The sequence below is a fragment of the Sinimarinibacterium flocculans genome, assembly GCF_003201205.1.
Classification (GTDB): domain Bacteria; phylum Pseudomonadota; class Gammaproteobacteria; order Nevskiales; family Nevskiaceae; genus Solimonas; species Solimonas flocculans.
The window spans coordinates 1-21,053 of sequence record NZ_QICN01000004.1; the positions used below are offsets into that span (position 1 = coordinate 1).

At 68.4% G+C, this 21,053-nt stretch carries 18 protein-coding genes; 15 read left to right on the plus strand and 3 right to left on the minus strand.

Annotated elements, in window-relative coordinates; genetic code table 11:
• Positions 1-186: 186 nt before the first annotated feature.
• The 6 genes from C8D93_RS08770 (at position 187) to C8D93_RS08795 (ending at position 6,665) form a co-directional block, all read left to right on the plus strand.
• On the plus strand, positions 187-870 hold the full coding sequence (locus C8D93_RS08770; protein ID WP_110264821.1) for an SDR family NAD(P)-dependent oxidoreductase: 684 nt from the start codon (positions 187-189) through the stop codon (positions 868-870).
• Positions 871-1,149: 279 nt separating this feature from the next.
• Positions 1,150-2,928, plus strand: coding sequence for a DAHL domain-containing sensor histidine kinase (locus tag C8D93_RS08775; protein WP_110264822.1), 1,779 nt, complete (start codon positions 1,150-1,152; stop codon positions 2,926-2,928).
• On the plus strand, positions 2,925-3,854 hold the full coding sequence (locus C8D93_RS08780) for a response regulator (protein WP_110264823.1): 930 nt from the start codon (positions 2,925-2,927) through the stop codon (positions 3,852-3,854). Before C8D93_RS08775 ends, C8D93_RS08780 begins: the two co-directional genes overlap by 4 nt.
• A 3-nt stretch (positions 3,855-3,857) precedes the next feature.
• Complete coding sequence (locus C8D93_RS08785; RefSeq protein WP_110264824.1) at positions 3,858-4,655, plus strand: energy transducer TonB; 798 nt, start codon at positions 3,858-3,860, stop codon at positions 4,653-4,655.
• 188 nt (positions 4,656-4,843) lie between these two features.
• Positions 4,844-5,854, plus strand: a complete 1,011-nt coding sequence (locus C8D93_RS08790; protein ID WP_110265096.1) for an AraC family transcriptional regulator — start codon at positions 4,844-4,846, stop codon at positions 5,852-5,854.
• Positions 5,855-5,864: 10 nt separating this feature from the next.
• Entirely contained in the window at positions 5,865-6,665 is an 801-nt protein-coding gene (locus tag C8D93_RS08795) for an enoyl-CoA hydratase/isomerase family protein (protein ID WP_110264825.1), read from the plus strand.
• Between the two features lie 62 nt (positions 6,666-6,727).
• Here C8D93_RS08795 and C8D93_RS08800 read toward each other — a convergent pair whose 3' ends face one another.
• The 3 genes from C8D93_RS08800 to C8D93_RS08810 form a co-directional block, all read right to left on the minus strand.
• Complete coding sequence (locus C8D93_RS08800; protein ID WP_211307270.1) at positions 6,728-9,004, minus strand: PKD domain-containing protein; 2,277 nt, start codon at positions 9,002-9,004, stop codon at positions 6,728-6,730.
• Between the two features lie 62 nt (positions 9,005-9,066).
• Positions 9,067-10,044 (minus strand): NAD(P)H-dependent flavin oxidoreductase, encoded by a 978-nt coding sequence (locus tag C8D93_RS08805; RefSeq protein ID WP_110264826.1) that lies wholly within the window; start codon positions 10,042-10,044, stop codon positions 9,067-9,069.
• Between the two features lie 36 nt (positions 10,045-10,080).
• Positions 10,081-11,208, minus strand: coding sequence for an acyl-CoA dehydrogenase family protein (locus tag C8D93_RS08810; RefSeq protein ID WP_110264827.1), 1,128 nt, complete (start codon positions 11,206-11,208; stop codon positions 10,081-10,083).
• Positions 11,209-11,349: 141 nt separating this feature from the next.
• Between C8D93_RS08810 and C8D93_RS08815 the strand changes: the two genes are divergently transcribed.
• From C8D93_RS08815 to C8D93_RS08855, 9 genes are all read left to right on the plus strand, one after another.
• Complete coding sequence (locus C8D93_RS08815) at positions 11,350-12,534, plus strand: acyl-CoA dehydrogenase family protein (protein WP_110264828.1); 1,185 nt, start codon at positions 11,350-11,352, stop codon at positions 12,532-12,534.
• Positions 12,531-13,556: an acyl-CoA dehydrogenase family protein gene (locus tag C8D93_RS08820; protein ID WP_110264829.1), complete on the plus strand. Its 1,026-nt coding sequence runs from the start codon at positions 12,531-12,533 to the stop codon at positions 13,554-13,556. Before C8D93_RS08815 ends, C8D93_RS08820 begins: the two co-directional genes overlap by 4 nt.
• A gap of 116 nt (positions 13,557-13,672) precedes the next feature.
• Positions 13,673-14,656, plus strand: a complete 984-nt coding sequence (gene acuI / locus C8D93_RS08825) for an acrylyl-CoA reductase (NADPH) (protein ID WP_110264830.1) — start codon at positions 13,673-13,675, stop codon at positions 14,654-14,656.
• An 84-nt stretch (positions 14,657-14,740) separates the two neighbouring features.
• On the plus strand, positions 14,741-14,980 hold the full coding sequence (locus C8D93_RS08830) for a hypothetical protein (protein ID WP_110264831.1): 240 nt from the start codon (positions 14,741-14,743) through the stop codon (positions 14,978-14,980).
• A 70-nt stretch (positions 14,981-15,050) separates the two neighbouring features.
• Positions 15,051-16,028: a thiamine pyrophosphate-dependent dehydrogenase E1 component subunit alpha gene (locus tag C8D93_RS08835; protein ID WP_110264832.1), complete on the plus strand. Its 978-nt coding sequence runs from the start codon at positions 15,051-15,053 to the stop codon at positions 16,026-16,028.
• Positions 16,025-17,053, plus strand: coding sequence for an alpha-ketoacid dehydrogenase subunit beta (locus tag C8D93_RS08840; protein WP_110264833.1), 1,029 nt, complete (start codon positions 16,025-16,027; stop codon positions 17,051-17,053). Before C8D93_RS08835 ends, C8D93_RS08840 begins: the two co-directional genes overlap by 4 nt.
• Positions 17,050-17,280 (plus strand): biotin/lipoyl-containing protein, encoded by a 231-nt coding sequence (locus C8D93_RS08845; RefSeq protein WP_110264834.1) that lies wholly within the window; start codon positions 17,050-17,052, stop codon positions 17,278-17,280. The genes C8D93_RS08840 and C8D93_RS08845 overlap by 4 nt, the downstream gene beginning before the upstream one ends.
• Positions 17,281-17,323: 43 nt before the next feature.
• Complete coding sequence (locus C8D93_RS08850; protein ID WP_110264835.1) at positions 17,324-18,757, plus strand: aromatic ring-hydroxylating oxygenase subunit alpha; 1,434 nt, start codon at positions 17,324-17,326, stop codon at positions 18,755-18,757.
• Positions 18,754-20,958, plus strand: a complete 2,205-nt coding sequence (locus tag C8D93_RS08855; RefSeq protein WP_110264836.1) for an acyl-CoA dehydrogenase family protein — start codon at positions 18,754-18,756, stop codon at positions 20,956-20,958. Before C8D93_RS08850 ends, C8D93_RS08855 begins: the two co-directional genes overlap by 4 nt.
• The last annotated feature ends 95 nt before the right edge of the window (positions 20,959-21,053 follow it).

Consider the following 21,053-nt stretch of genomic DNA (forward strand, 5'->3'; position numbering starts at 1 on the left):
TCGGCGCCGAGATCGAGCGCAAGCGCGCCATGGTGCAGATGCCCGATGAACCGGCACCCGCACCCGCGCCGGCAGCGCAGCAGGACGGCGAGGGCGAGCCGGCGGACGCTATGCTCAACCCGGAGATCGAAACGGCACACACCTGAGCGCAGGCACCGGCGCTTAGAGGACACGGGGGACAGGTCGATGAATGCAGAGCTGGACAAGAAGGTCGTCGTCGTCACCGGTGCGCTGGGCGTGCTGGGGCGGGCGGTGGCCGAAGCTGCCACCGCAGCCGGCGCGCAGGTCGTGGCCGTCGACCGCGTCGACGGGACACCGCCGACCGGTGCGGCGTCCTGGCCCGCGCTCGACCTGGGCAACGCGCAGCAGACACAGCAGGCCATGGCGGCGATCGCCGAGCGCCATGGGCGGATCGATGCACTGGTGAACGTCGCCGGCGGCTTTCGCTGGGAGACGGTGGCCGACGGCTCCATCGATACCTGGGACCAGCTCTACGGGCTGAACGTGCGCACCGCGGTCAACGCCTGTCGTGCGGTGCTGCCGCACCTGCCGACGGGCGGGCGCATCGTCAACATCGGGGCCGCGGGTGCGGTCAAGGCCGCTGCCGGGATGGGCGCCTATGCCGCATCCAAGGCGGGCGTGGCCCGCCTGACCGAAGCGCTGGCCGAAGAACTCAAGCCCCGCGACATCACCGTCAATGCGGTGCTGCCGAGCATCATCGACACGCCGACGAACCGGGCCGACATGCCCGATGCCGATGCTGCACGCTGGGTCAGCCCGCAGGCGCTCGCGGACGTCATCGTCTTCCTGCTCGGGCCCCGCGCGGCCGCCGTGACCGGTGCGCTCGTGCCGGTCACCGGCAGGGTCTGAAGGACGCTGTCGGATCGCGGCATCGCAGTATGACGACCGGATTGCAACACGGTTGCGGCGGCGTATGATGATAGTCAGCAGTGTTGACTTATAAGAAGGGCGCGTGTGGGCGTGCCGTTCGAAGGGTGTTGGGGGGAGTGATGCTGAAACGATAGGCCGGCTGCTGCAGGTCCACCGGGCCGGGCAGCAACGGCAGCAGGGCACAGGCCGCCTGCGTGCGAGAGAGGATCGGGCGGCGTCCGCCAGCCGCGCCGATCGGCCTGAATAAGGGGGAGAACCATGCTGCAGAGATTGTTGATGGCGATCTCCATCGGTGCGGCGATCGTCGTGCTGGTGGTGCTGGTCGTCCGCACCCAGAGCGAACCGCAGACGGTGCAGGGGCACCTGGCGCGGCTGACCACGCTTGCGCAGCTGCGCGTTGCCGACGAGAACGCCACGGCCCAGGTCACGCGCGCCCGCCTGCGCCTGTCGACCGAGGCGAAAGGTCTTGCGGATGCGGCGCGTCGCCTGGAGGACGCCGGCTCCGCGCTCGCAACGCATCGTGACGAGTTCCGGATGGTCTCGCGGGATCTCGCCGGTACGGCCGCGGGTCTGCTGCAGCAGATCGACGAGAAGAAGTCCCTGCTGGGCACCTATGAACGTCAGATCGAGCAGCTCGCATCGTCCTTCGAGCAACTGCGCGGACAGGCCGAGGCGCTGCTGGTCCATCCGGCACTTCCGGCGGGCAGCGCGCTGCACACGGCGGTGCGACGCCTGATCGAGGAGGTGACGCTCTATGCACTGCAGTCGAATCCGGACAACCAGCAGACCATCGAGGCACTGCTGAACCGCCTGAGCGCCGAGGCCGCGTCCGCGCGGGCGCTACGCGGTGCCCTGCTGGGCCTGGGGCGCGCGACGACGACCGTGCTGGGCGACAGCGACCGCGCGAGCGCGACGGCCGATCGCATCTCGCAGCTGCCGATCACGGCCGAGCTCGATCAGTTGCGGCATCGCTACGTCACGCACTACGCCAAGGCCGAAACCGAGATCGCCCGCTACCGCACGGTTCTGGTCATCTACGCGGGCGCGCTGCTGGCGGTGTTCGGCTTCGTCGGCTGGCGCCTGCGCCGCAGCTACGGCGAACTCGACCGCAGCCATGACGCGCTGCAGACCCTGAACACCAAGCTCGAAGCGACCGTCGAGGAGAGAACGGCGGAACTGCGCAAGGCATTCGACGATCTGCGCCTGCAGCAGGCGCAGCTGGTGCAGTCGGAGAAGATGGCGGCGCTCGGACAGATGGTCGCGGGCGTCGCTCACGAGATCAACACGCCGCTCGGTTATGCGCGAGGCAATGTCGAGACGGTACGCGAGGCCGTACCGCTGATCCGCGAACTGTTCGACGCCCAGGCGTCCGGCGACACGGCACGGCAGGAGCAGGCCCGGCGCAGCTGGCCGCCCGAGGAGGGACTGCCCGAGCTCGAGATGCTGCTGGGCGATGCGGAATACGGTCTCGAGCAGATCGGTGAACTCGTGCGCGGCCTCAAGGATTTCTCCCGTGTCGATCGCTCGTTCAACGAGATGTTCGACCTCAACGACGGCATCGACACGGCGCTGAAGATCTGCCAGAACCAGCTCAAGGGACGCGTCGAGATCCAGCGCGACTACGCAGAGCTGCCGCCGGTCCCGTGTGCGCCTTCGCAGATCAACCAGGTCTTTCTCAACCTGCTGAACAATGCCGGACAGGCGATCGACGGCGCCGGCACGATCGCGATCCGCACACGCGTCGAGGACCAGATGGCGGTGGTCGAGATCCGCGACACCGGTTGCGGCATGGACGCCGACACGCAGGCCCACATCTTCGAGCCGTTCTTCACGACCAAGCCGGTCGGCAAGGGCACCGGACTGGGGCTGTCCATCGTCTTTCGCATCATCGAGGACCACCGGGGTTCGATCGAGGTGGATTCGACGATCGGCGAGGGCACCACCTTTCGCGTGAAGCTGCCGCTGCGCTCGGCCGGCACCGGCGGGACGAGCAACGCAACCGCCCGTCCCGAGAACCTTCAGGAGACCGTCGCGTGAGTACCGCACCGCCCCCCAGCCGACCACGCCTGCTGTTCGTCGACGACGAGAGCCGGATCCTGCTGTCGTTGCGCGCGATCTTCCGCGCCGACTACGACGTCACCACCGCCGAGGGCGGCGCCAAGGCGCTCGAGGTGCTTCGCCAGGAACGCTTCGAGGTGGTCGTCAGCGACCAGCGCATGCCGGACGTTCCCGGCGTCGAGGTCCTGCGTGCCGCGCGCGAACTGCAGCCGCAGGCCATCCGCATGCTGCTGACCGGATACTCCGACCTCAACGCCATCATCGCGTCGATCAACGAGGGCGAGATCTTCCGGTTCATTCCCAAGCCCTGGACCAACAGCGAGCTGCGCGAGACGATCGCCGCGGCGGTGCGTGCCGCCTCGGTGGAGCACGTGGCGTTGCCGGAACCTCCGCCGGGGCCGCAACAGAATGCGGCATACAACGAGGTGGGCGTTCTGGTGCTGGACGAGGACCCGCAGACGACGATTGCCTTGCGGGCCGCGCTCGGCAGCGAGCGCGAGGTCTACACGGCGGACAGCATCGAGGCCGCGCTGACCTTGCTCGGCGAGCACCGTATCGGCGTCATCTTCACCGAGCTGGCGGTCGTCGGTCAGAGTGTCGCGCCCTTGCTGAGCGCGCTGCGCCAGCATCATCCGGCGCTGGTCGTTGTCGCCGTCACCTCGCAGGCGGACGCGGGGCACAGCATCTCGCTGATCAACCACGGTCAGGTCTTCCGCCTGCTGCAGAAGCCGGTGGCCACGACGCTGCTGCGCGGTACTGTCAACATCGCCAGCCGTCGCCACGAGATGCTGCGGCAGCATCCGGAGCAGGCGCAGCGGGTCGTGGCCGATACCGCGCCGATGCTGCAGGTCGCCGAACGCAGCGGATTGCTCGGCAGGATTCGCGGCCTGCTGCGCTGGATCTGAGCCATGGCCGACCAGAACGGGGGCAGGACCGGCGAAGGCGGCGTGTTCGCGCGGATCGCGGGTTCGGCCGAGTACTCGATCGCCGCGGCGTTGCTGGCCGTGTGCGTGGTCGTCGGCGGTGCCTTGTGGCTGCTGCAGCCGGAGTCGGCCGACGTGGTTGCGGCGCCGGTCGCCGCGCCGACCAGCGCGGTGGCCGCGGTCGACGAAGACGCGGCGCTCAGCGACTGGAAGCGGCGTCTCGGCGAGCAGTTCTCCCAGGCCGAGGCGGAGCAGCGGCAGCGGGCTGCCGACGAGGAGCGGGCGCGTCGCGCCCGCGTGGTTGCGGAGCAGGAGGCGGCTGCGGCGCGTCGGCAGGCCGAAGCCGACCGCGAGGCCCAGCGCCGTCTGGATGCGACCGCGCTGACCGCCCTGACGGCGCTGGCGACGCCCCGGCCGACGGTCGGGGCGCCGGTGGCTGCGCCGCGGACGTCCGCGCCGGTGGCGAGGCCGACGCCGCCGCCGGTCGCGGCGGTGCAGCCGACGCGCGTCGCTGCGGCGATCGACTGGTCGTCGTGCGAGGCGCCGCGCTACCCCGCGCTGTCGGTGAGCCGGGGCGAGGAGGGCGTGGTCGTCATCGCCGCCGATCTCGATGCCGCTGCACGGATTGTCGATCTGCGCATTGCCGAGTCCAGCGGACACTCGCGCCTCGACCGCGTGACGCTGGAGGCGGTGCGCGACTGCCGGTTCACGCCGGCGACGCAGAACGGCGTGCCGCAGGCGGCCACGGCCGAAGTCCGTTTCACCTGGAAGCTGCAGAACTGACGCGGCGGTAGGCAGCGGGTGCCGGGCCGGACAAGACGGCGGTCCCGACTTGTCCCTGCGCGAAATGTCGATGCGTCCGCGCAAACTGCGGGGACCTGTTCCGGGGCCGGGGCTAGCATCTTTCCCCACAAAGACTCCCGCGTCCCAACGCGGCGGGCGAGAGCTTCGGCTTCTGGCAGGAGATGACGATGGAAACCTTGTTCGCATTCGACAAACGCAACTATCAGGAATGCCAGACGGCGTTTCGCGGTCCGCGCAACCGCGAGTACTACGGCGGCGACTACTCGATCGAGTCGGACTCGGTAATCGACGTGCGCGCCGACCGCAAGGCGGTGGGTGCCTGCTCGATCATCCGTTTGCGCTCGCGCACCCGGCAGTTCTTCCGTCGCACCTGGACCCATATCCGCGAGGACGGGACCGATGTCGCCGTGCTCTGCTTCGTGCGCCGCGGCTGGCTGCGCCTGTCGCATCAGCGTGGCGAGAGTGTGGCGCGACCGGGCGACTTCATCGTCACCCGCTCGACCACGCCGTTCTCGGTCGAGAGCTTTCCCGGTGACGACGGGGCCTACGAGCTGCTGCACCTGACGGTGCCGACGCATCTGCTGCGGCGCGTGCTCTGCGACGATGTCCGCACCGGCTTCTGCGTGCCTGCAGGCAACCGCAAGTTCGCACTGGCCGAGCGCATCCTCACGGATCTCTTCGAGGATGCGGGCGAGATCAAGGATGCGGTGGCCGAGCAACTGGTCGATGCCGTGCTGTCGGTGCTCAGCGACGCGGTGCGCAGCCACGAATCCTTCACGCCCGAACGGCAGTCGCTGGCGGATCGTCGCCTGCACGACGTGCTGCGCTTCATCGAGACCCATCTGTCCGATCCGAAACTCAGCGTCGTCGCCGTTGCCCGGGGCTGCGGCATCTCGCCGCGCTATCTGTCGCTGCTGCTGCGCCAGCACGGTACGCCGTTCTCGGCGCTGGTCTGGAGCAAGCGGCTCGAGGCTGCAGGCCACTGGCTGTCCATGTCGCGGTCGGGAGAAGCCTCGATCAGCGAGATCGCCTACCGTGTCGGCTTCAAGAGCCCGGCGCATTTCAGCCGCATGTTCAAGCGCGAGTTCAAGATGAGTCCGCGGCAGTATCGCGCCGGCGCTGCGCTGCGCGCCGAACCGCAGACGGTGGTGGTCGACGGCGGCGAATCGCGCCACTGATCCGTTGCCGATGAACGACGCGCTGCGGGCCTACGACACTCTCGCCCTGAGTCGCCAGGGGCGGCGCCTGACCGTCACGCTGAACCGCGGTGACGCGCTCAACGCCGTCAACCTGCGCATGCACGAGGAGCTGGCGGACGTGTTCACGTTCGCCGCGCAGGACGAGCACTCGGACGTCGTCGTGCTCACCGGTGCCGGCCGTGCGTTCTCCGCCGGCGGCGACCTGGACCACGTCGCCCACAACGCGGCGAACCCGCACCTGTTCGACAACGAGGTGCGCCTGGCCAAGCGCATCGTCTTCGCGATGCTGGACCTGGACAAGCCGCTGGTGTGCCGCCTCAACGGCCACGCGGTCGGACTCGGCGCGACCCTGGCGCTGTTCTGCGATGTGGTCTTCGCCGCCGAGCACGCCAAGATCGGCGATCCGCACGTCGCCATCGGCCTCGTCGCCGGCGATGGCGGGGCGGTGATCTGGCCGCAGCGCGTCGGCCTGTGCCGGGCCAAGGAATACCTGCTGACCGGGGAACTGATCCCCGCTGCCGTGGCGGCCGAGATCGGGCTGGTCAATCACTGCCTGCCGATGGCCGAGCTGGACGCAGCCGTCGATACGTTCTGCGACAAGCTGCTCGCGGGTTCGCGCAACGCGATCCGCTGGACCAAGGTGCTGCTCAACCTCGAGCTCAAGCGCATCGCCACCGCGGTCATGGATGCCGGCATCGCCTACGAGGCGGTGGCGCAGCGCTCTGCCGACCATCGCGAGGGCATCCAGGCGCTGCGCGAGAAGCGCAAGCCGGTGTTCGGGCGCGAGTAGCGCCTCGCGGTCAGGCGGTGCGCGGCGCGTCTGCGCCGCGTGCGGGCCATGGGCCCGCGGAATCAATGCACGACCACGCGCACGCGGCCCAGATTCTGGACCCGGCCGTAGCGCGTCTGTGCGTCGCCCTCGCGCTGCGCGGTGGCGCGCAACACGGCGAAATAGGTGCCCGGCTGGGGGTACGCGTGCGTCGCGTCCAGCGTGAGCCTGGCCTGACCCGGCGCGATCTCCGCCGTGACCGGAAACGAGCCTGTGCCCTCGAAGTCCCATTCGGCCGCGACCAGGCTGCCGGCGTCCGGCGGCAGTTCGATGACCGCCTCGAAGTTCACCGCCACTCCGGCTGCAATCTCCGCTCGCACACCCCCGTTCACGCGCAGATCCACCACAGGCTGGATGCCGCCGCGATCCCGTGCGCCTGCCGGAACCTGCACCTGCGCGTCCTCGACCTGATAGCGCGTGTCGTGCGGTCGCCGCCCCTGTTCCACCCACGCGGCGAGATCGCGCAACCCCTGCTGCAGCACGCCGGAGAAGTTCACCGTGCGCGCCTGCGCGGCCGGCGTCTGCGGATTGTCGTGCTGGGCGTGGTCGACGAACCACAGCGCGAACTGGCTTTCGTAGTCCGCGCCGAGCGCGGCGCGGACCTTGTTGCGATACCAATCGGCCTGCCAGGCCAGTGCGTCGATGTCCATCAGGCACTCGACGACGAGCATCTTGCCGCTGATGCGTCCGTCCGGCACCGAGCCGGCGGTGCCGCTGGCGCCCAGCGGTCCGATCAGCACCTCGCGCTGCGGATACCGCGGCGTGCCGTCGGCCGTGCGGAACTGGTCCCAGCCGCAGTAGTCCGCGCTCGGCAGCTGGTGACGATGGTAGGTCTGCAACGCCAGCGCCCAGCGGTTGTCGATGCGCACGCGATCGCCGGCCGCCAGCGCGGCGACGGCGGTCTGGTCGGAGGCCAGCGCGAAGCTGACGATACGGCCGTCGATCCACGCGATGGGAATGCTCTTGCCCGCCGCCGCGCCGCTGAGCACGACCAGGTGAGCGTCGGCGAAGTCGCGCTCCGGCACGGCGGCAAGTTCGGCCTTCTTGTGGAAGGCGTCAATCGTGCGGACGACGGTCGTGTCGAAGGTGAAGCACAGGCGGTCGAGCCCTTCGGCCGGATCGCTGCCCAGATAGCCGGGCTGGGTCCAGAAATCGTCGATATAGGTCGGGTCGAGCATCGGCACCAGCGGCGCGACTTCGGAGAAGTAGCCGCTGCCGAGCGTCTCGTAGGCCCACCAGCCGCGCGGCGGGAAGCCCATGCGCGTGGCTTCGGACAGCGCGGCGCTTTCGCGGGCATTGAGCGTGGCATGCGGATCGCCGCTGCCGCCGGGATCGATCGCGTCCATGATCGCCGGCAGCACGTTGCGCTCGCGCAGCACGCGCAATGCATGCATGCGGATCGTGAACATGCTCGGGATCGCGTTGGGGGTGGCCATGACGAAGGGCATGAAGCCATCCCAGATGCCGCGCGTGTTCTCGGCGCTGCCGATGGTCTGGTACGAGCCGCCGCTGCCGCCGAACAGATAGCCCCAGGGACGATGCTCGCCGTACATCTCGCGCGCCACCTGGCGCGAGAACTTCGCCGCGGCGGCATTGACGCGATACGCCGCGATGGCCGGATCGGCCATGCCGGTGCGGTCCTTGCCGCCGAGATTGGTCTGGACGTAATAGGCGCCGCTGTCGAAGCTGAAACCCAGGTCGCCGGTGGCCACGTCGAAGGCGATCGGGAACGGGCCGACGTCCTCGTGCACCGCCAGCGGGTAGGTGTTGTGGAAGAAGCGCTTGCGGTACTGCGCCTGCGGCGGGAAGTAGAACGAGAAGCGCGCATCCGTGCCGGTGAAGCCGCCATGCACGTAGCGGTGCGGCGCCGGTGCGTCGCGCCATTCGTCGACGTCGATGTAGGCGTCGCGATACGTCGGGTCGACCGTGTCCTCGGTGAGCGGGCCGTCCAGTTCTGTGGCGGCCGGCGGCGGCGTCGCCGTTCCGGCAGCCACGCGTTCGCCGCTGAGCGTGGACGAGCCGAAGAGGCCGAGCTTCGCCGAGCCGCTGAAGCGGTCGCCGTCGATCCGGGCCTTGAAGCGCACCGTGATCGGCATTGGCTTGGCTGCTTTCATCTCCCAGCGCAATTCGCCGTCGGCACCGATGCTGCCGGCAATCTCGTGATTGCCCATCGGGCTCTCGATACGCCCGGTGAACCCCGTGTCGACCGTCAGGATGTGCAGCTGCATGCGCTGCGGCCCGACCGGTGTGGTCATGGTGACGTCCCAGGTGCCCAGGACATGCGGTTCGGCGGCACTCATCCGACGGGTCTCCTCCGGTCGTTGATGCAGCGGGCGCCGCCGGGCTTCGGCGGCGCCGGTACTCAGGCCGCGAAACCCTGCAGGCGTTCGCGGATGATGCGCGTGGCGTCGTCGACGATGCGCTGCATCAGCTCGGCCACGGTGGGGATGTCGTGGATCAGGCCCTGTATCTGGCCGGCCCAGATCAGGCCGGCATCGAGATCGCCGGTCTCCAGCGCGACGCGGCCCTGCGCGCCCTTTACCAGATGCGCGACGTCATCGAACTTCGCGTCCGGGCGCCTGAGGATTTCCACGACCTGATCGGACACGCTGTTCTTGCCGACGCGCGCGGTGTTCTTCAGCGACTTGAAGATGACATTGGTGCCGCGCTCGTCGTTGTCGACCAGCAGCTGCTTGATCTTGTCGTGGATCGGCGCCTCCACGGTCGCGCAGAAGCGCGTACCCATGTTGATGCCGTCGGCGCCCAGCGCCAGCGCGGCGACCAGGCCACGACCGTCGCCGAAGCCGCCGGACGCGAGCATCGGGATCTTCACCTTGTCGGCGGCAGCCGGAATCAGCACCAGGCCGGGAATGTCGTCCTCGCCCGGATGGCCGGCGCACTCGAAGCCGTCGATCGAGATCGCATCCACGCCCATGCGCTCGGCCGACAGCGCATGACGCACCGCGGTGCACTTGTGCACGACGGTGATGCCGTGAGCCTTGAAGTCCTCGACATGCTCGCGCGGGTTGTGGCCGGCGGTCTCGACGATCCTGATGCCGCTGTCGATGATCGCCTTGCGGTATTCCGCATACGGTGGCGGCTTCACCGACGGCAGGATCGTCAGGTTCACGCCGAAGGGCTTGTCCGTCATCGTGCGGCAGCGGGCGATCTCCTCGCGCAGCGCATCCGGGCTCGGCTGCGTCAGCGCGGTGAGGATGCCCAGGCCGCCGGCGTTGGATACCGCCGCGGCGAGTTCGGCGCGGCCGACCCACATCATGCCGCCCTGGACGATGGGGTATTCGATGCCGACGAGTTCGGTGAAGCGCGTCTTCAGGGTCATGGTTGGGTGTCGGGTGCGTGCGCCGTCATTCCGCGCTCACAGCGAGCGCGCGATGACCATGCGCTGGATGTCGGAAGTGCCTTCGTAGATCTGGCAGACGCGCACGTCGCGGTAGATCTTGGCGAGCCCGAATTCTTCGAGATAGCCGTAGCCGCCGAGCGTCTGGATCGCACCGGAGCATACGGCTTCCGCGGTCTCCGAGGCGACCAGCTTGGCCATCGACGCCTCCTTGAGGCAGGGCGCGCCACTGTCCTTCACCGCCGCCGCATGCAGCACGAGCTGACGCGCGGCTTCGAGGCGTGCCGCGAGGTCGGCGAGACGGAAGCCCACGGCCTGGTGATCGATGATCGCCTTGCCCATCGAGCGGCGTTCCTTGGCATAGCCGGCGGCGATTTCCAGCGCGGCGCGCGCCATGCCGATGCACTGCGCGGCGATGCCGATGCGACCGGCCTCCAGATTCGACAGCGCGATGCGATAGCCCTGGCCCTCGGCGCCCAGGCGCAGGCTGTCCTCGATGCGCAGACCGTCGAAGCGCAGGCTGCAGGTGTCGGACGCGAGCTGGCCGAGCTTGTGCTCGACCTTGTCGACGACGTAACCCGGCCGGTCGGTCGGCACGAGAAAGGCGCTGATGCCCTTCTTGCCGGCGGCCGGATCGGTGACGGCGAAGACGATCGCGAGCCCGGCGATGCGGCCCGAGCTGATGAACTGCTTGCTGCCGTTGAGCACGTAGCCGCCGTCGACGCGTTCGGCGCGCGTGCGCAGCGCACTCGCGTCGGAGCCGGCATCGGCTTCGGTGAGCGCGAATGCGCCGATCATGCGGCCCGCCATCAGCTCCGGCAGGAAATGCTGCTGCTGTTCGGGACTGCCGTCCTTGAGCAGGGCCGAGACGATCAGGCTGTTCTGGATCGACAGGATGGTCGACAGCGCGCCATCGGCGGCCGCGATCTCGATCAGCGACAGCGCGTAGGAAACGTAGTCGGCACCGGCGCCGCCGTGGTCCTCGGGCGCGGTCATGCCCATCAGGCCAAGTTCGGCGAGCTGTTCGAACAGCGCCGGCGGATAGGCGCGCGCCTGTTCGAACTGCGGCGCCTGTGGCCGGATCCGCGCCTGTGCGAACGCGCGCACGGAATCGGCAATGGCCTGCTGGGTTTCGTTGAGCAGCATGGGGGTCCGGAGAACGCGGAAATCGGAGTCGACGGCAGTCTAGCGGCGCGTTTTCCGCAGCCGAAGGGCGCGGCCACGGCAGGCAATTCTGTCTGCGTACCCGGTCATGCTCCGGCGCAGGGGCGACGGGATAATGCGTGGATGAGCCAAGCCCCGGAAGCCCTGCGCACGGAGGTGCGTGCGTGGCTGCAGAACAACATCCCGCGCGACTGGCGTGCCGCGATGACCGGCACCGACCAGGATGCCTTCGTGCGCGCGCAGCGCGAGTGGTTCGGCAAGCTGGTAAAGGCCGGCTACGCCACGCCGCACTGGCCCGAAGGCTGGCCCGGCGGCGGACGTTCGCTGGCCGAGCAGAAGATCATCTACGAGGAAGTCGCGCGCGCCGACGCGCCGCGCCTGATCCTGTTCTTCGTCGCGCTCTACCACGCGGCCTGCACGCTGATCGAGTGGGGCACCGACGAGCAGAAGCGCGCGCACCTGCCGGGCATTCTCGACGGCAAGCTCTGGTGCCAGGGCTTCTCCGAGCCGAACGCGGGCTCTGATCTCGCCGCGGTGCGCACGCGCGCCGAGCTGCGCGGCGACCGCTACGTGATCAACGGCCAGAAGATCTGGTCGACGCTGGCGCAGCACGCCGACTACTGCCTGTTACTGGTGCGCACCGACACCGCCGGACCGCCGCAGGCCGGGCTGACCTACCTGCTGCTCGACATGCGCAGCAAGGGCGTGTCGGTGCGGCCCATCGCGCAGATCACCGGCGACGACGAGTTCTCGGAAATCTTCCTCGACGATGTCGAGGTGCCGGTGTCCGATCGCGTCGGCGGGGAAGGGCAGGGCTGGGCGGTCGCGCAGTCGACGCTGGCCTCCGAGCGCGGCCTGACGCTGGTCGAGCTGTCACACCGCATGCGCTACGCGCTGAACCGGATCACCGGCCTGATGCGCGCGCGCGGCGTCGCGGGCGATGCGGCTCTGCGTCGCGACCTCGGGCGTCTGGCGCCGAAGGTCGATGCCGCCTGCGCGTTGGCCGACCAGTACCTGCTCAAGCGCATCGAGAACACCGAGGCGCCGGGCGACGCCTCCATCGTCAAGCTGCACTACGCGCGCACGCTGCGCGATTTCACCGCGCTGGGCCTGCGCATCGCCGGCCTGCAGGGCCAGTACCGCGAGCCCTTCATTCGCGGCGGTGGCATGGAGACCGGCAACTGGCCGTTCGACTTCATGAACTCCTACAACTGGACCATCGCCGGCGGCAGCGACGAGATCCAGCGCAACATCATCGCCGAGCGCATGCTGGGCATGCCGCGCGAACCCAAGGACTGGCGCCTGTGAACGCAGAACTGAGCGAACTGCGCGACAGCGCGCGGCAGGTGCTCGCCGCCGAAGGCCTGGCGGCACCCGAGGACAAGACCTGGCCGCTGGCGCTCGATCTGGGCTGGCTGCTGGTGGCCGTGCCGGAGGCGCAGGGCGGACTCGGGCAGGGCCTCGCCGGCGCTTGCGCCTTCCATGCGGAGATGGGCCGCAGCCTGTGCGCCGCACCGTACCTGCCGGCGATGCTGGCGATGGAGGCGGCGATCCACGCCGGTCGCGAGGACTGGATCGAGCGTCTGGGGGCGAGCGGCTTCGTCACGGCGCCGCTGGTCGACCCGACGCTGACGATCACGGATGGCGGCATCGTTGCCGGGATGGCGAGCGCCGTGCCGTCGGCCGATCGCGCCAGCCATGTGCTGCTCGGCAGCGAAGCCGGCGATTGCGTCGCCCTGGTGGCGCTGCAGCAGGCCGGCATCGACGCCCGTCATCGTGAGACCTGGGATACGACACGGCGGCTGTTCGACCTGCGTTTCGACAACGTCGCGGGGGACCCGTCGCTGGTGCTCGCGCGCGGCAACGATGCGCACGTGCTGAGCCGTCGCTTGGCGACGCATCGCGACTTCGCGCTCGCGGCGGATGCGGTGGGCGGCGCGGCCACAGCGCTGGAGATGACGGTCGAGTACCTGAAGACGCGGCGCCAGTTCGGTCGCCCGCTGGCGCTGTTCCAGGCGCTCAAGCACCGTTGCGCCGATCTCAAGGCGCGCATCGCGGCGGCCGAAGCCCTGCTCGCCGACAGCCTGGTGCGCGTCGGCACCGAAGTCGACAGCGAACGGGCCGAAGCCCTCGGCAAGGCGGCAAAGAGCTTTGCCGTCAGCGCCTACGCGGCCGTGGCCGAGGAGATGCTGCAGCTGCATGGCGGCATCGGCATGACGGCGGAGCACGCCTGCCACCTGTTCCTCAAGCGCGCACTGCTCGACGAACAGCTCGGGCGCTGTACGAGCTACGAGCTTGATGTTGCGGATACCCTGCTGGGGGCCGGCTGATGCGCCGGATGTCGGCATGCGTCAAATGTCGAATGGCTCGCAGAAGATGCCGGGATAGCCGGCGCGCCGACTCCTAGAATGCTTCGATCCCCCCACTTCCAGAACGACGGACCCCCATGTTCTCTGCAATCCTGATCAACAAGACCGACGCCGGACAGAGCGTCGAACTGACCCAGATCGACGAGGCCCAGCTGCCCGAGGGCGACGTCACCGTCGACGTGGAGTACTCCACGCTCAACTACAAGGACGGCTTGGCCATCACCGGCAAGTCGCCGGTCGTGCGCAAGTTCCCGATGGTGCCGGGCATTGACATCGCCGGCACCGTCAGCGACAGCAGCCACGCCGACTGGAAGAAGGGCGACAAGGTCGTGCTCAACGGCTGGGGCGTCGGCGAGACGCACTGGGGCGGCCTCGCGCAGAAGGCGCGCCTCAAGGGTGACTGGCTGGTGCCGCTGCCCAGTGCGTTCAGCAGCAAGCAGGCCATGGCCATCGGCACCGCGGGCTACACCGCGAGCCTGTGCGTCGAGGCGCTGGTCAACGCCGGGGTGAAGCCCGAGCAGGGCGAGGTGCTGGTCACCGGCTCGACCGGTGGCGTCGGCAGCGTCGCCATCGCCCTGCTGGCCAAGGCCGGCTACAAGGTCGTTGCGGCGACCGGCAAGGCCGCCGAGGGCGACTACCTCAAGCAACTCGGCGCCAGCGGCGTGATCGACCGCGCCGAACTGGCCGCGGCCGGCAAGCCGCTGCAGAAGGAGCGCTGGGCCGGCGTCGTCGACTCGGTCGGCAGCCACACGCTGGCCAATGCCTGCGCGCAGACGCGCTACGGCGGCGCCGTCGCCGCCTGCGGCCTGGCCCAGGGCATGGATTTTCCGGCCTCGGTCGCACCGTTCATCCTGCGCGGCGTGTCGCTGCTCGGCATCGACAGTGTGATGGCGCCCAAGGCGCGGCGCCTGACCGCCTGGGAGCGCCTCGGTCGCGACCTCAACCCGGCCGCGCTCGAACTGATCGCCAGGGAAATCGCGCTCGCCGACGCCATCCAGGCCGGCGCCGACCTGATCGCCGGCAAGGTGCGCGGCCGTCTGGTCGTCAACGTCAATCAGTAAGACAGTCTTTATGTAGGAGCGGCGTAGGGTGGGTTAGCGCCGAGAGGCGCGTAACCCACCGGCCTTGCGAACAGGAGGTCAACGATGATCGGCATGGACGGCGACAAGTGCCCTTTCACCTTCAACTTCGATCCGGCGACCTTCAAGGTCGGCGACACCGTGAGCTACCGGGTGCCCAAGCTCGGTGACTTTCCGTTCGCGGCGCAGATCGTCGCCGTGTTCGACGACCACATCGACATCGTTAATCCGGCCGAGCCGGACAAGGTGCTGCAGGCGACGCGCGAAGCGCGCCCGGTCGTCAGCGACGAGCAGGCATTGAGCTGAACCGCGACGATCGCCGATAATCAACAGCACTGTTGTATAGTGGCGTGAAAGCGCGCAGACAGGAGAACGCATGAGTACCCCGACATTCACGCCCCAGGTCCTGCTGGAAGTCTGGCGCAAGGCGCGGCAGATCAATCTGATCGACGAGAAGTTCCGCGGCCTGTTGCGCTCCGGGCGTCTGGCGGCGGTGTACTACTCGCCGCGTGGGCAGGAGATCCTCGCCGCGGCGATGGGCGTGCACCTGCAGCCCACGGACTACCTGGTCACCACCTACCGCGGCATCCACGACCAGCTCGCCAAGGGTATTCCGCTCAAGCCGCTGTTCGCCGAGTACTACGCCAAGGCCACCGGCGCCTGCAAGGGCAAGGGCGGGCCGATGCACATCACGCATCCGGAGACGGGCGTGATGGTCACCACCGGCATCGTCGGCAGCGGGCTGCCGATCGCCAACGGCCTGGCCTGGGCCTCGCAGCTCAAGAAGGACGGCCGCGTCACGCTGGTCACCTTCGGCGACGGTGCATCGAACATCGGCGCCTTCCACGAGGCACTGAACATGGCCGGCCTGTGGAAGCTGCCGGTGATCTTTCTGTGCCAGAACAACCTTTACGGCGAGTCGAGCAAGTACGAGAAGTGCACCTCGGTCGACCACATCGGCGAGCGTGCGGCCAGCTACAAGATGCCGGGCGTCACCGTCGACGGCAACGATGCCGAGGCGATGTGGCGCGCCTCTGCCGACGCAGTTGCGCGGGCACGCGCCGGCGAGGGCCCGACGCTGATCGAGGCCAAGACCTTCCGCTTCATGGGGCACTACTTCGGCGATCCGGGGGCGTACATCCCCAAGGAGGAGTACGAAGCCCACCTGGCCAAGGACCCGATGCCGAAGACGCGCGCCGCGGTGCTCGCCAGCGGCATCGCGACCGAGGCCGATCTCGAGAAATACGACGCCGAGGTCAATGCCAAGATCGAGGAGGCGCTGCAGTTCGCCGCCGACAGCCCGTTCCCGGATGTCGGCGAGATCGATATCGACGTCTATGGAGCCGCGGCATGAGCGCGACTGCAACCACCACTGAAGCCAAGCCCGAGATGATCACCTTCACCGAGGCCTTCTCGCGCGCGCTGCACGACGCGATGGAGATGGACCCCACCGTCATCATGCTCGGCGAGGACATCGCCGACGAAGAGGGCGGCGGCATCTTCAAGGTCACCAAGGGCCTGTCGACGAAGTTCGGCGGCGAGCGCGTGCGCACGACGCCGATCTCCGAGCAGGCGATCGTCGGTGCCGCCATCGGTGCCTCGCTGGCCGGCATGCGCCCGGTCGCCGAGATCATGCTGATGAACTTCATCACCGTGCCGATGGACCAGATCGTCAACCACGCCGCGAAGCTGCGCTTCATGTCGGGTGGCCAGACGCATGTGCCGATCACGATCCGCACGCGCACCGGTGCCGGCGCCGGCACCGGCGGCCAGCACTCGGACATGCTCGAGGCCTGGTTCGCGCACGTGGCCGGCATGAAGGTCGTCACGCCGTCGACGCCGGCCGATGCCTACGGCCTGCTGCTCGGTTGCATCTTCGACAACGATCCCTGCCTGTTCATCGAGGATCAGCTCACGCGCACGCAGACCGGCCCGGCGCCGGTCAAGGGCGAGATCATCAAGCTCGGCAAGGCGCACATCGCCCGCGAGGGCACGGACGTCTCCATCGTCGGCTACGGCCGCCCGATCCGCGACGCGATGGCACTGGCCGAGAAGCTGACCGGCGAGGGCATCTCCGTCGAGGTCGTCGACCTGCGCACGGTCTCGCCGATGGACACCGAAACCGTGATCAAGTCGGTCGCCAAGACCGGCCGCGCGGTCGTCGTGCACGAGGCGCCCCGCAGCTTCGGTTGCGGCGCCGAGATCGTCGCGCGCATCCAGGAGGCGCTGTACGGCCAGCTCAAGGCGCCGGTGCTGCGCGTCGCCTCGCGCGACGTCACAGTGCCGTTCTCGCGCGTGCTGGAAGCCGAGTATCTGTACAAGGGCGCTGACATCGAAGCGGCCGTGCGCCGCACGCTGGACACGGGGAGCAGGAAATGAGTGTGGAAGTCCGCATTCCGCAGATCGGGTTCTCGACGCAGGAAGGCACGCTGACCGAGTGGCTCGTCGCTGACGGCGGCCAGGTCGAGGCCGGCAAGCCGCTGTACACGCTGGAACTCGACAAGTCGGTCCAGGAAGTCGAGGCCCCGGCCTCGGGCACGCTGAAGATTCTCGCCGCGACCGGTGAGGTCTATCAGGTGGGGCATCTGGTGGCCGAGATCAGCTGAGGTCTATCAAACGTCGGGTCCTGCAAAGGCAGGAGGAGAGCCCATGAGCGTGAGTACACAGGCGAGCGGGACGCAGCACTGGCCCGACAGCTGGAAGGTTCTTGAACACGGCATCCGCAGCGGTCGCTACACCGACCCTGCGTTCATGCGCCTGGAGTTCGAGAAGCTGTGGAGCAAGGTCTGGCAGGCCGCGGCGCGGCTGGACGAGATTCCCGAGCCCGGCGACTTCACCACTTACGACATCGGCGACCAGTCGGTCATCGTCGTGCGTGTCGACGCCGACACGATCAAGACCTATCACAACGTCTGTCCGCATCGCGGCACCGCGCTGTCGGCGGGCGGCTGCGGGCATTTCAAGGACGGCAAGATCATCTGCCCGTTCCACGGCTGGCGCTGGAATCTCGAAGGCCAGAACCAGTACGTCCTCGAACGCGCCCAGTTCCGCGGCGGCAATCTGCAGAACAGCGATGTCGCGCTGCGCGAAGTCCATCACGAGGTCTTCGCCGGCTTCGTCTTCATCAACTTCGATCGCAACCCGCAACCGTTCGACGAGTTCATCGCGCCGGTGCGTGAGCTGATGGAGGGCCTGGCGATCGGCGACATGCACCACTACTGGTGGAAGTCGATCCCGATCGAGAGCAACTGGAAGGTGGCGCAGGAGGCCTTCTTCGAGGGCTACCACGTTCCGGCGACGCATCCACAGCTCGAGCCCGATGCCGCCGAGATCATCTTCGACGGCAATCCGGACGCCGCTGCCGAAGCCACGTTCGCGCACAAGAACGTCGTCTACGAAAACTTTGCCTACGGCCATGGCCGCTTCTTCGCCGGCCGCAACACGGCGATGCAGGGGCAGAGCAAGCCGCAACAAGGCGCCGTCGATCCGGTCGACGTGATGGCCGACCGTCTGAACCTGCTGGTCACCGGCATGGACGCGATGGTGCTCGCAGAAGACGTCGAGCTGGTGCGCTCGCTCAAGGGAAAACCCATTCCCGAGGGTTCGAGCCTCGGCGGCGAGTACGTCAAGGCGCTGTACACGACCGCGGCGATGCAGAAGCGCCCGATGCCCAAGCCGGTGCCGGAAATCCTGCGCATGTGGGGCGGCGAGATCTTCATCTTCCCAAACCTGCTGATCCTGCCGCAGGCGGGCAACGCGATGATGTACCGCGTGCGGCCCGATCCCCGGGACCCGAACCGCTGCAGCTTCGAGATCTTCTCGACCCGGACCTATCCCGCCGCCGTGACGCCGCCGCGTGCGGTGATGCAGCAGGTCACCGATCCCGAAGACCCGGAACAGGTGCTGCAGATTCCGCGGCAGGACCTCGGCAACATCTCGCGCATGCAGCGCGGCCTGCATTCCAAGGGCTGCAAGCAGATCTGGCTGGCGGTCGAAGAAGAAAAGATGATCCTGAACATGCATCAAGAGCTGGACCGCTATCTCGACGACAGCCAACCGGCAGCCGGAGCACGCGCGGCATGAATTTCGAGCTGTCCGAAGAACAGGAGCTGATGCGCGACAGTTTTGCGCGTTTTCTCGACGAGCAGAGCAGCACGGTGCGTGTGCGCGCGGCGATGCCGTCCGGCTTCGACGCGAAGATGTGGCGCGAATTTGCCGAACTCGGCGCGCTGTCCATCCGTGTGCCGGAAGACGCCGGCGGCCTGGGGCTGGGCCTGCTGGATGCGGCGCTGCTGATGGAAGAAGCCGGCCGCACGCTGGTATCGGGTCCGCTCGCGGAAACCCTCGTGTCCGCGCGGCTGTTGGCGCTGCTTGGTGGCCAGGACGACCTGTTGTCGCGCGTGCTCGCCGGACAGGCGGTCGCGAGCATCGCGCTGCACGACATCGCGCAGCAGCCGCTGCAGTGGATCGCCGGCGGCGCGGTGGCCGAGGCCGTCATCGCCCGCAAGGGTGACGAGGTGGTGCTCGTGGCGGTCGGTGCGGACGATCGTCGTGCCGAGGAAAACCTCGCGTCGACGCCGCTGGCCGAGATCGCGCTGGGCAGCCTGCCGGCGATCTCGCTGGGGCAGGGGACGCAGGCTGTCGCGCAGTTCGCGCAGGCCGTCGAGGAATGGAAGCTGCTGATCGGTGCCGGCCTCGCCGGCATCGGCCGCGAGGCGCTCAAGCTCGCCGCGGCGTATGCCAGCCAGCGCAAGCAGTTCGGACAGTTCATCGGCCAGTTCCAGGCCATCTCGCATCCGCTCGCCGATCTGCTGTGCGAGGTGGACGGCGGCAAGTTCCTGGTCTGGCGCGCGATCCGCAACATTGCCGACGGCGCGCCGGAAGCGGGCGCCGCGGTATCGATCGCCGCATGGTGGAATGCCGAGGCCGCGGGCCGCGCGGTTGCGCAGGCGCTACATACCTTCGGCGGCTACGGCCTGACCACCGAATACGACATCTTCCTCTACAACCTGCGCGCCAAGGCCTGGCCGCTGGTGTTCGGCGATCCGCAGTTGCTGCTCGCCGAAGCGGGCCGCCGTCTGTACGGCAGCGAGAAGGTCGCGTTGCCGGAAGCCGGCGATTGCCCGATCGAGTTCGACCTGGGCGACGACGCGCGCGCGATCGCGGCGGAGATCAACGCGTTCTTCGAGAAGAACGTCACGCCCCAGATGCGCGAGAAGTTCCACTACAGCTGGGAAGGCTACAACCCCGAGATCCACCGCAAGCTCGCGCAGGCCAAGCTGCTGTTCCCCGGCCTGCCTAAGGAGATGGGCGAGCGCGGTCTGGCGCCCTACGCCAAGATCGCGGCGATGGATGCCTTCGAGCACCAGGGCTACAACACGCCGGCGGCCAACGTCGCGCAGATGGTGGCGCTGATCATCCACCGCTTCGGCTCCGACGAGCTGAGGAAGGAAGTGCTGAGCAAGCTGATGGCCGGTGAGGCGATCGCCAGCCTCGGCTACTCCGAACCCGGCTCCGGCTCCGACGTCTTCGCCGCGCAGTGCAAGGCGACGCGCGAACCCGACGGCAGCTGGCGCATAGACGGCACCAAGATGTTCACCAGCGGCGCGAACCTCGCGTCCTACGTGCTGATGCTGTGCCGGACCAACCCCGACGTGCCCAAGCACAAGGGTCTGACGATGTTCATCGTGCCGCTGAAGGCCGAGGGCGTGACGATCCAGCCGGTGTACACCTTCCAGGACGAGCGCACCAACATCACGTTCTACGACGGCGTGCGCATTCCCGACAGCTGGCGCCTGGGCGAGGTCGACGGCGGCGTGCGCACGATGAGCGCGAGCCTCGAACTCGAACACGGCGGCGGCTTCTCCAAGGTCATGCGCGCCATGCTCAAGGCCGCCGAGCAGCTCTGCCGCGAACTGCAACGCGACGGCAAGCCGCTGATCGAGAGCACGTCCGCTCAATCGCGTCTGGCGCGCTCAATGGCCAACCTGTGGGTCTCCGACGTGCTCGCGTTCCGCGCGCAGTGGACCATCGCCGAGAAGAAGCCCAACCACGCCTTCGGGCCGATGGCCAAGCTGTTCTCGTCCGAGAAATTCCTGACCGACGCCCGCGACCTGCTCGACCTGACCGCGCCGCACTCGCTGTCCAAGCGCACGGGGCCGGCCGGCTTCCTGAATCAGTGCTACCGTCACGCGCAGGGCACGACGATCTACGGCGGCACCAGCGAGGTGCATCGCAGCATGATCGCCGAGCGCGCGCTGGAACTGCCGCGCACGCGGGCTTGAATCGTGATTCCCTCTCCCCGCGAGCGGGGAGAGGGCTAGGGTGAGGGGCGGCTGTTACATCGTGCGCTGCCCCTCACCCCAACCTTCTCCCCACC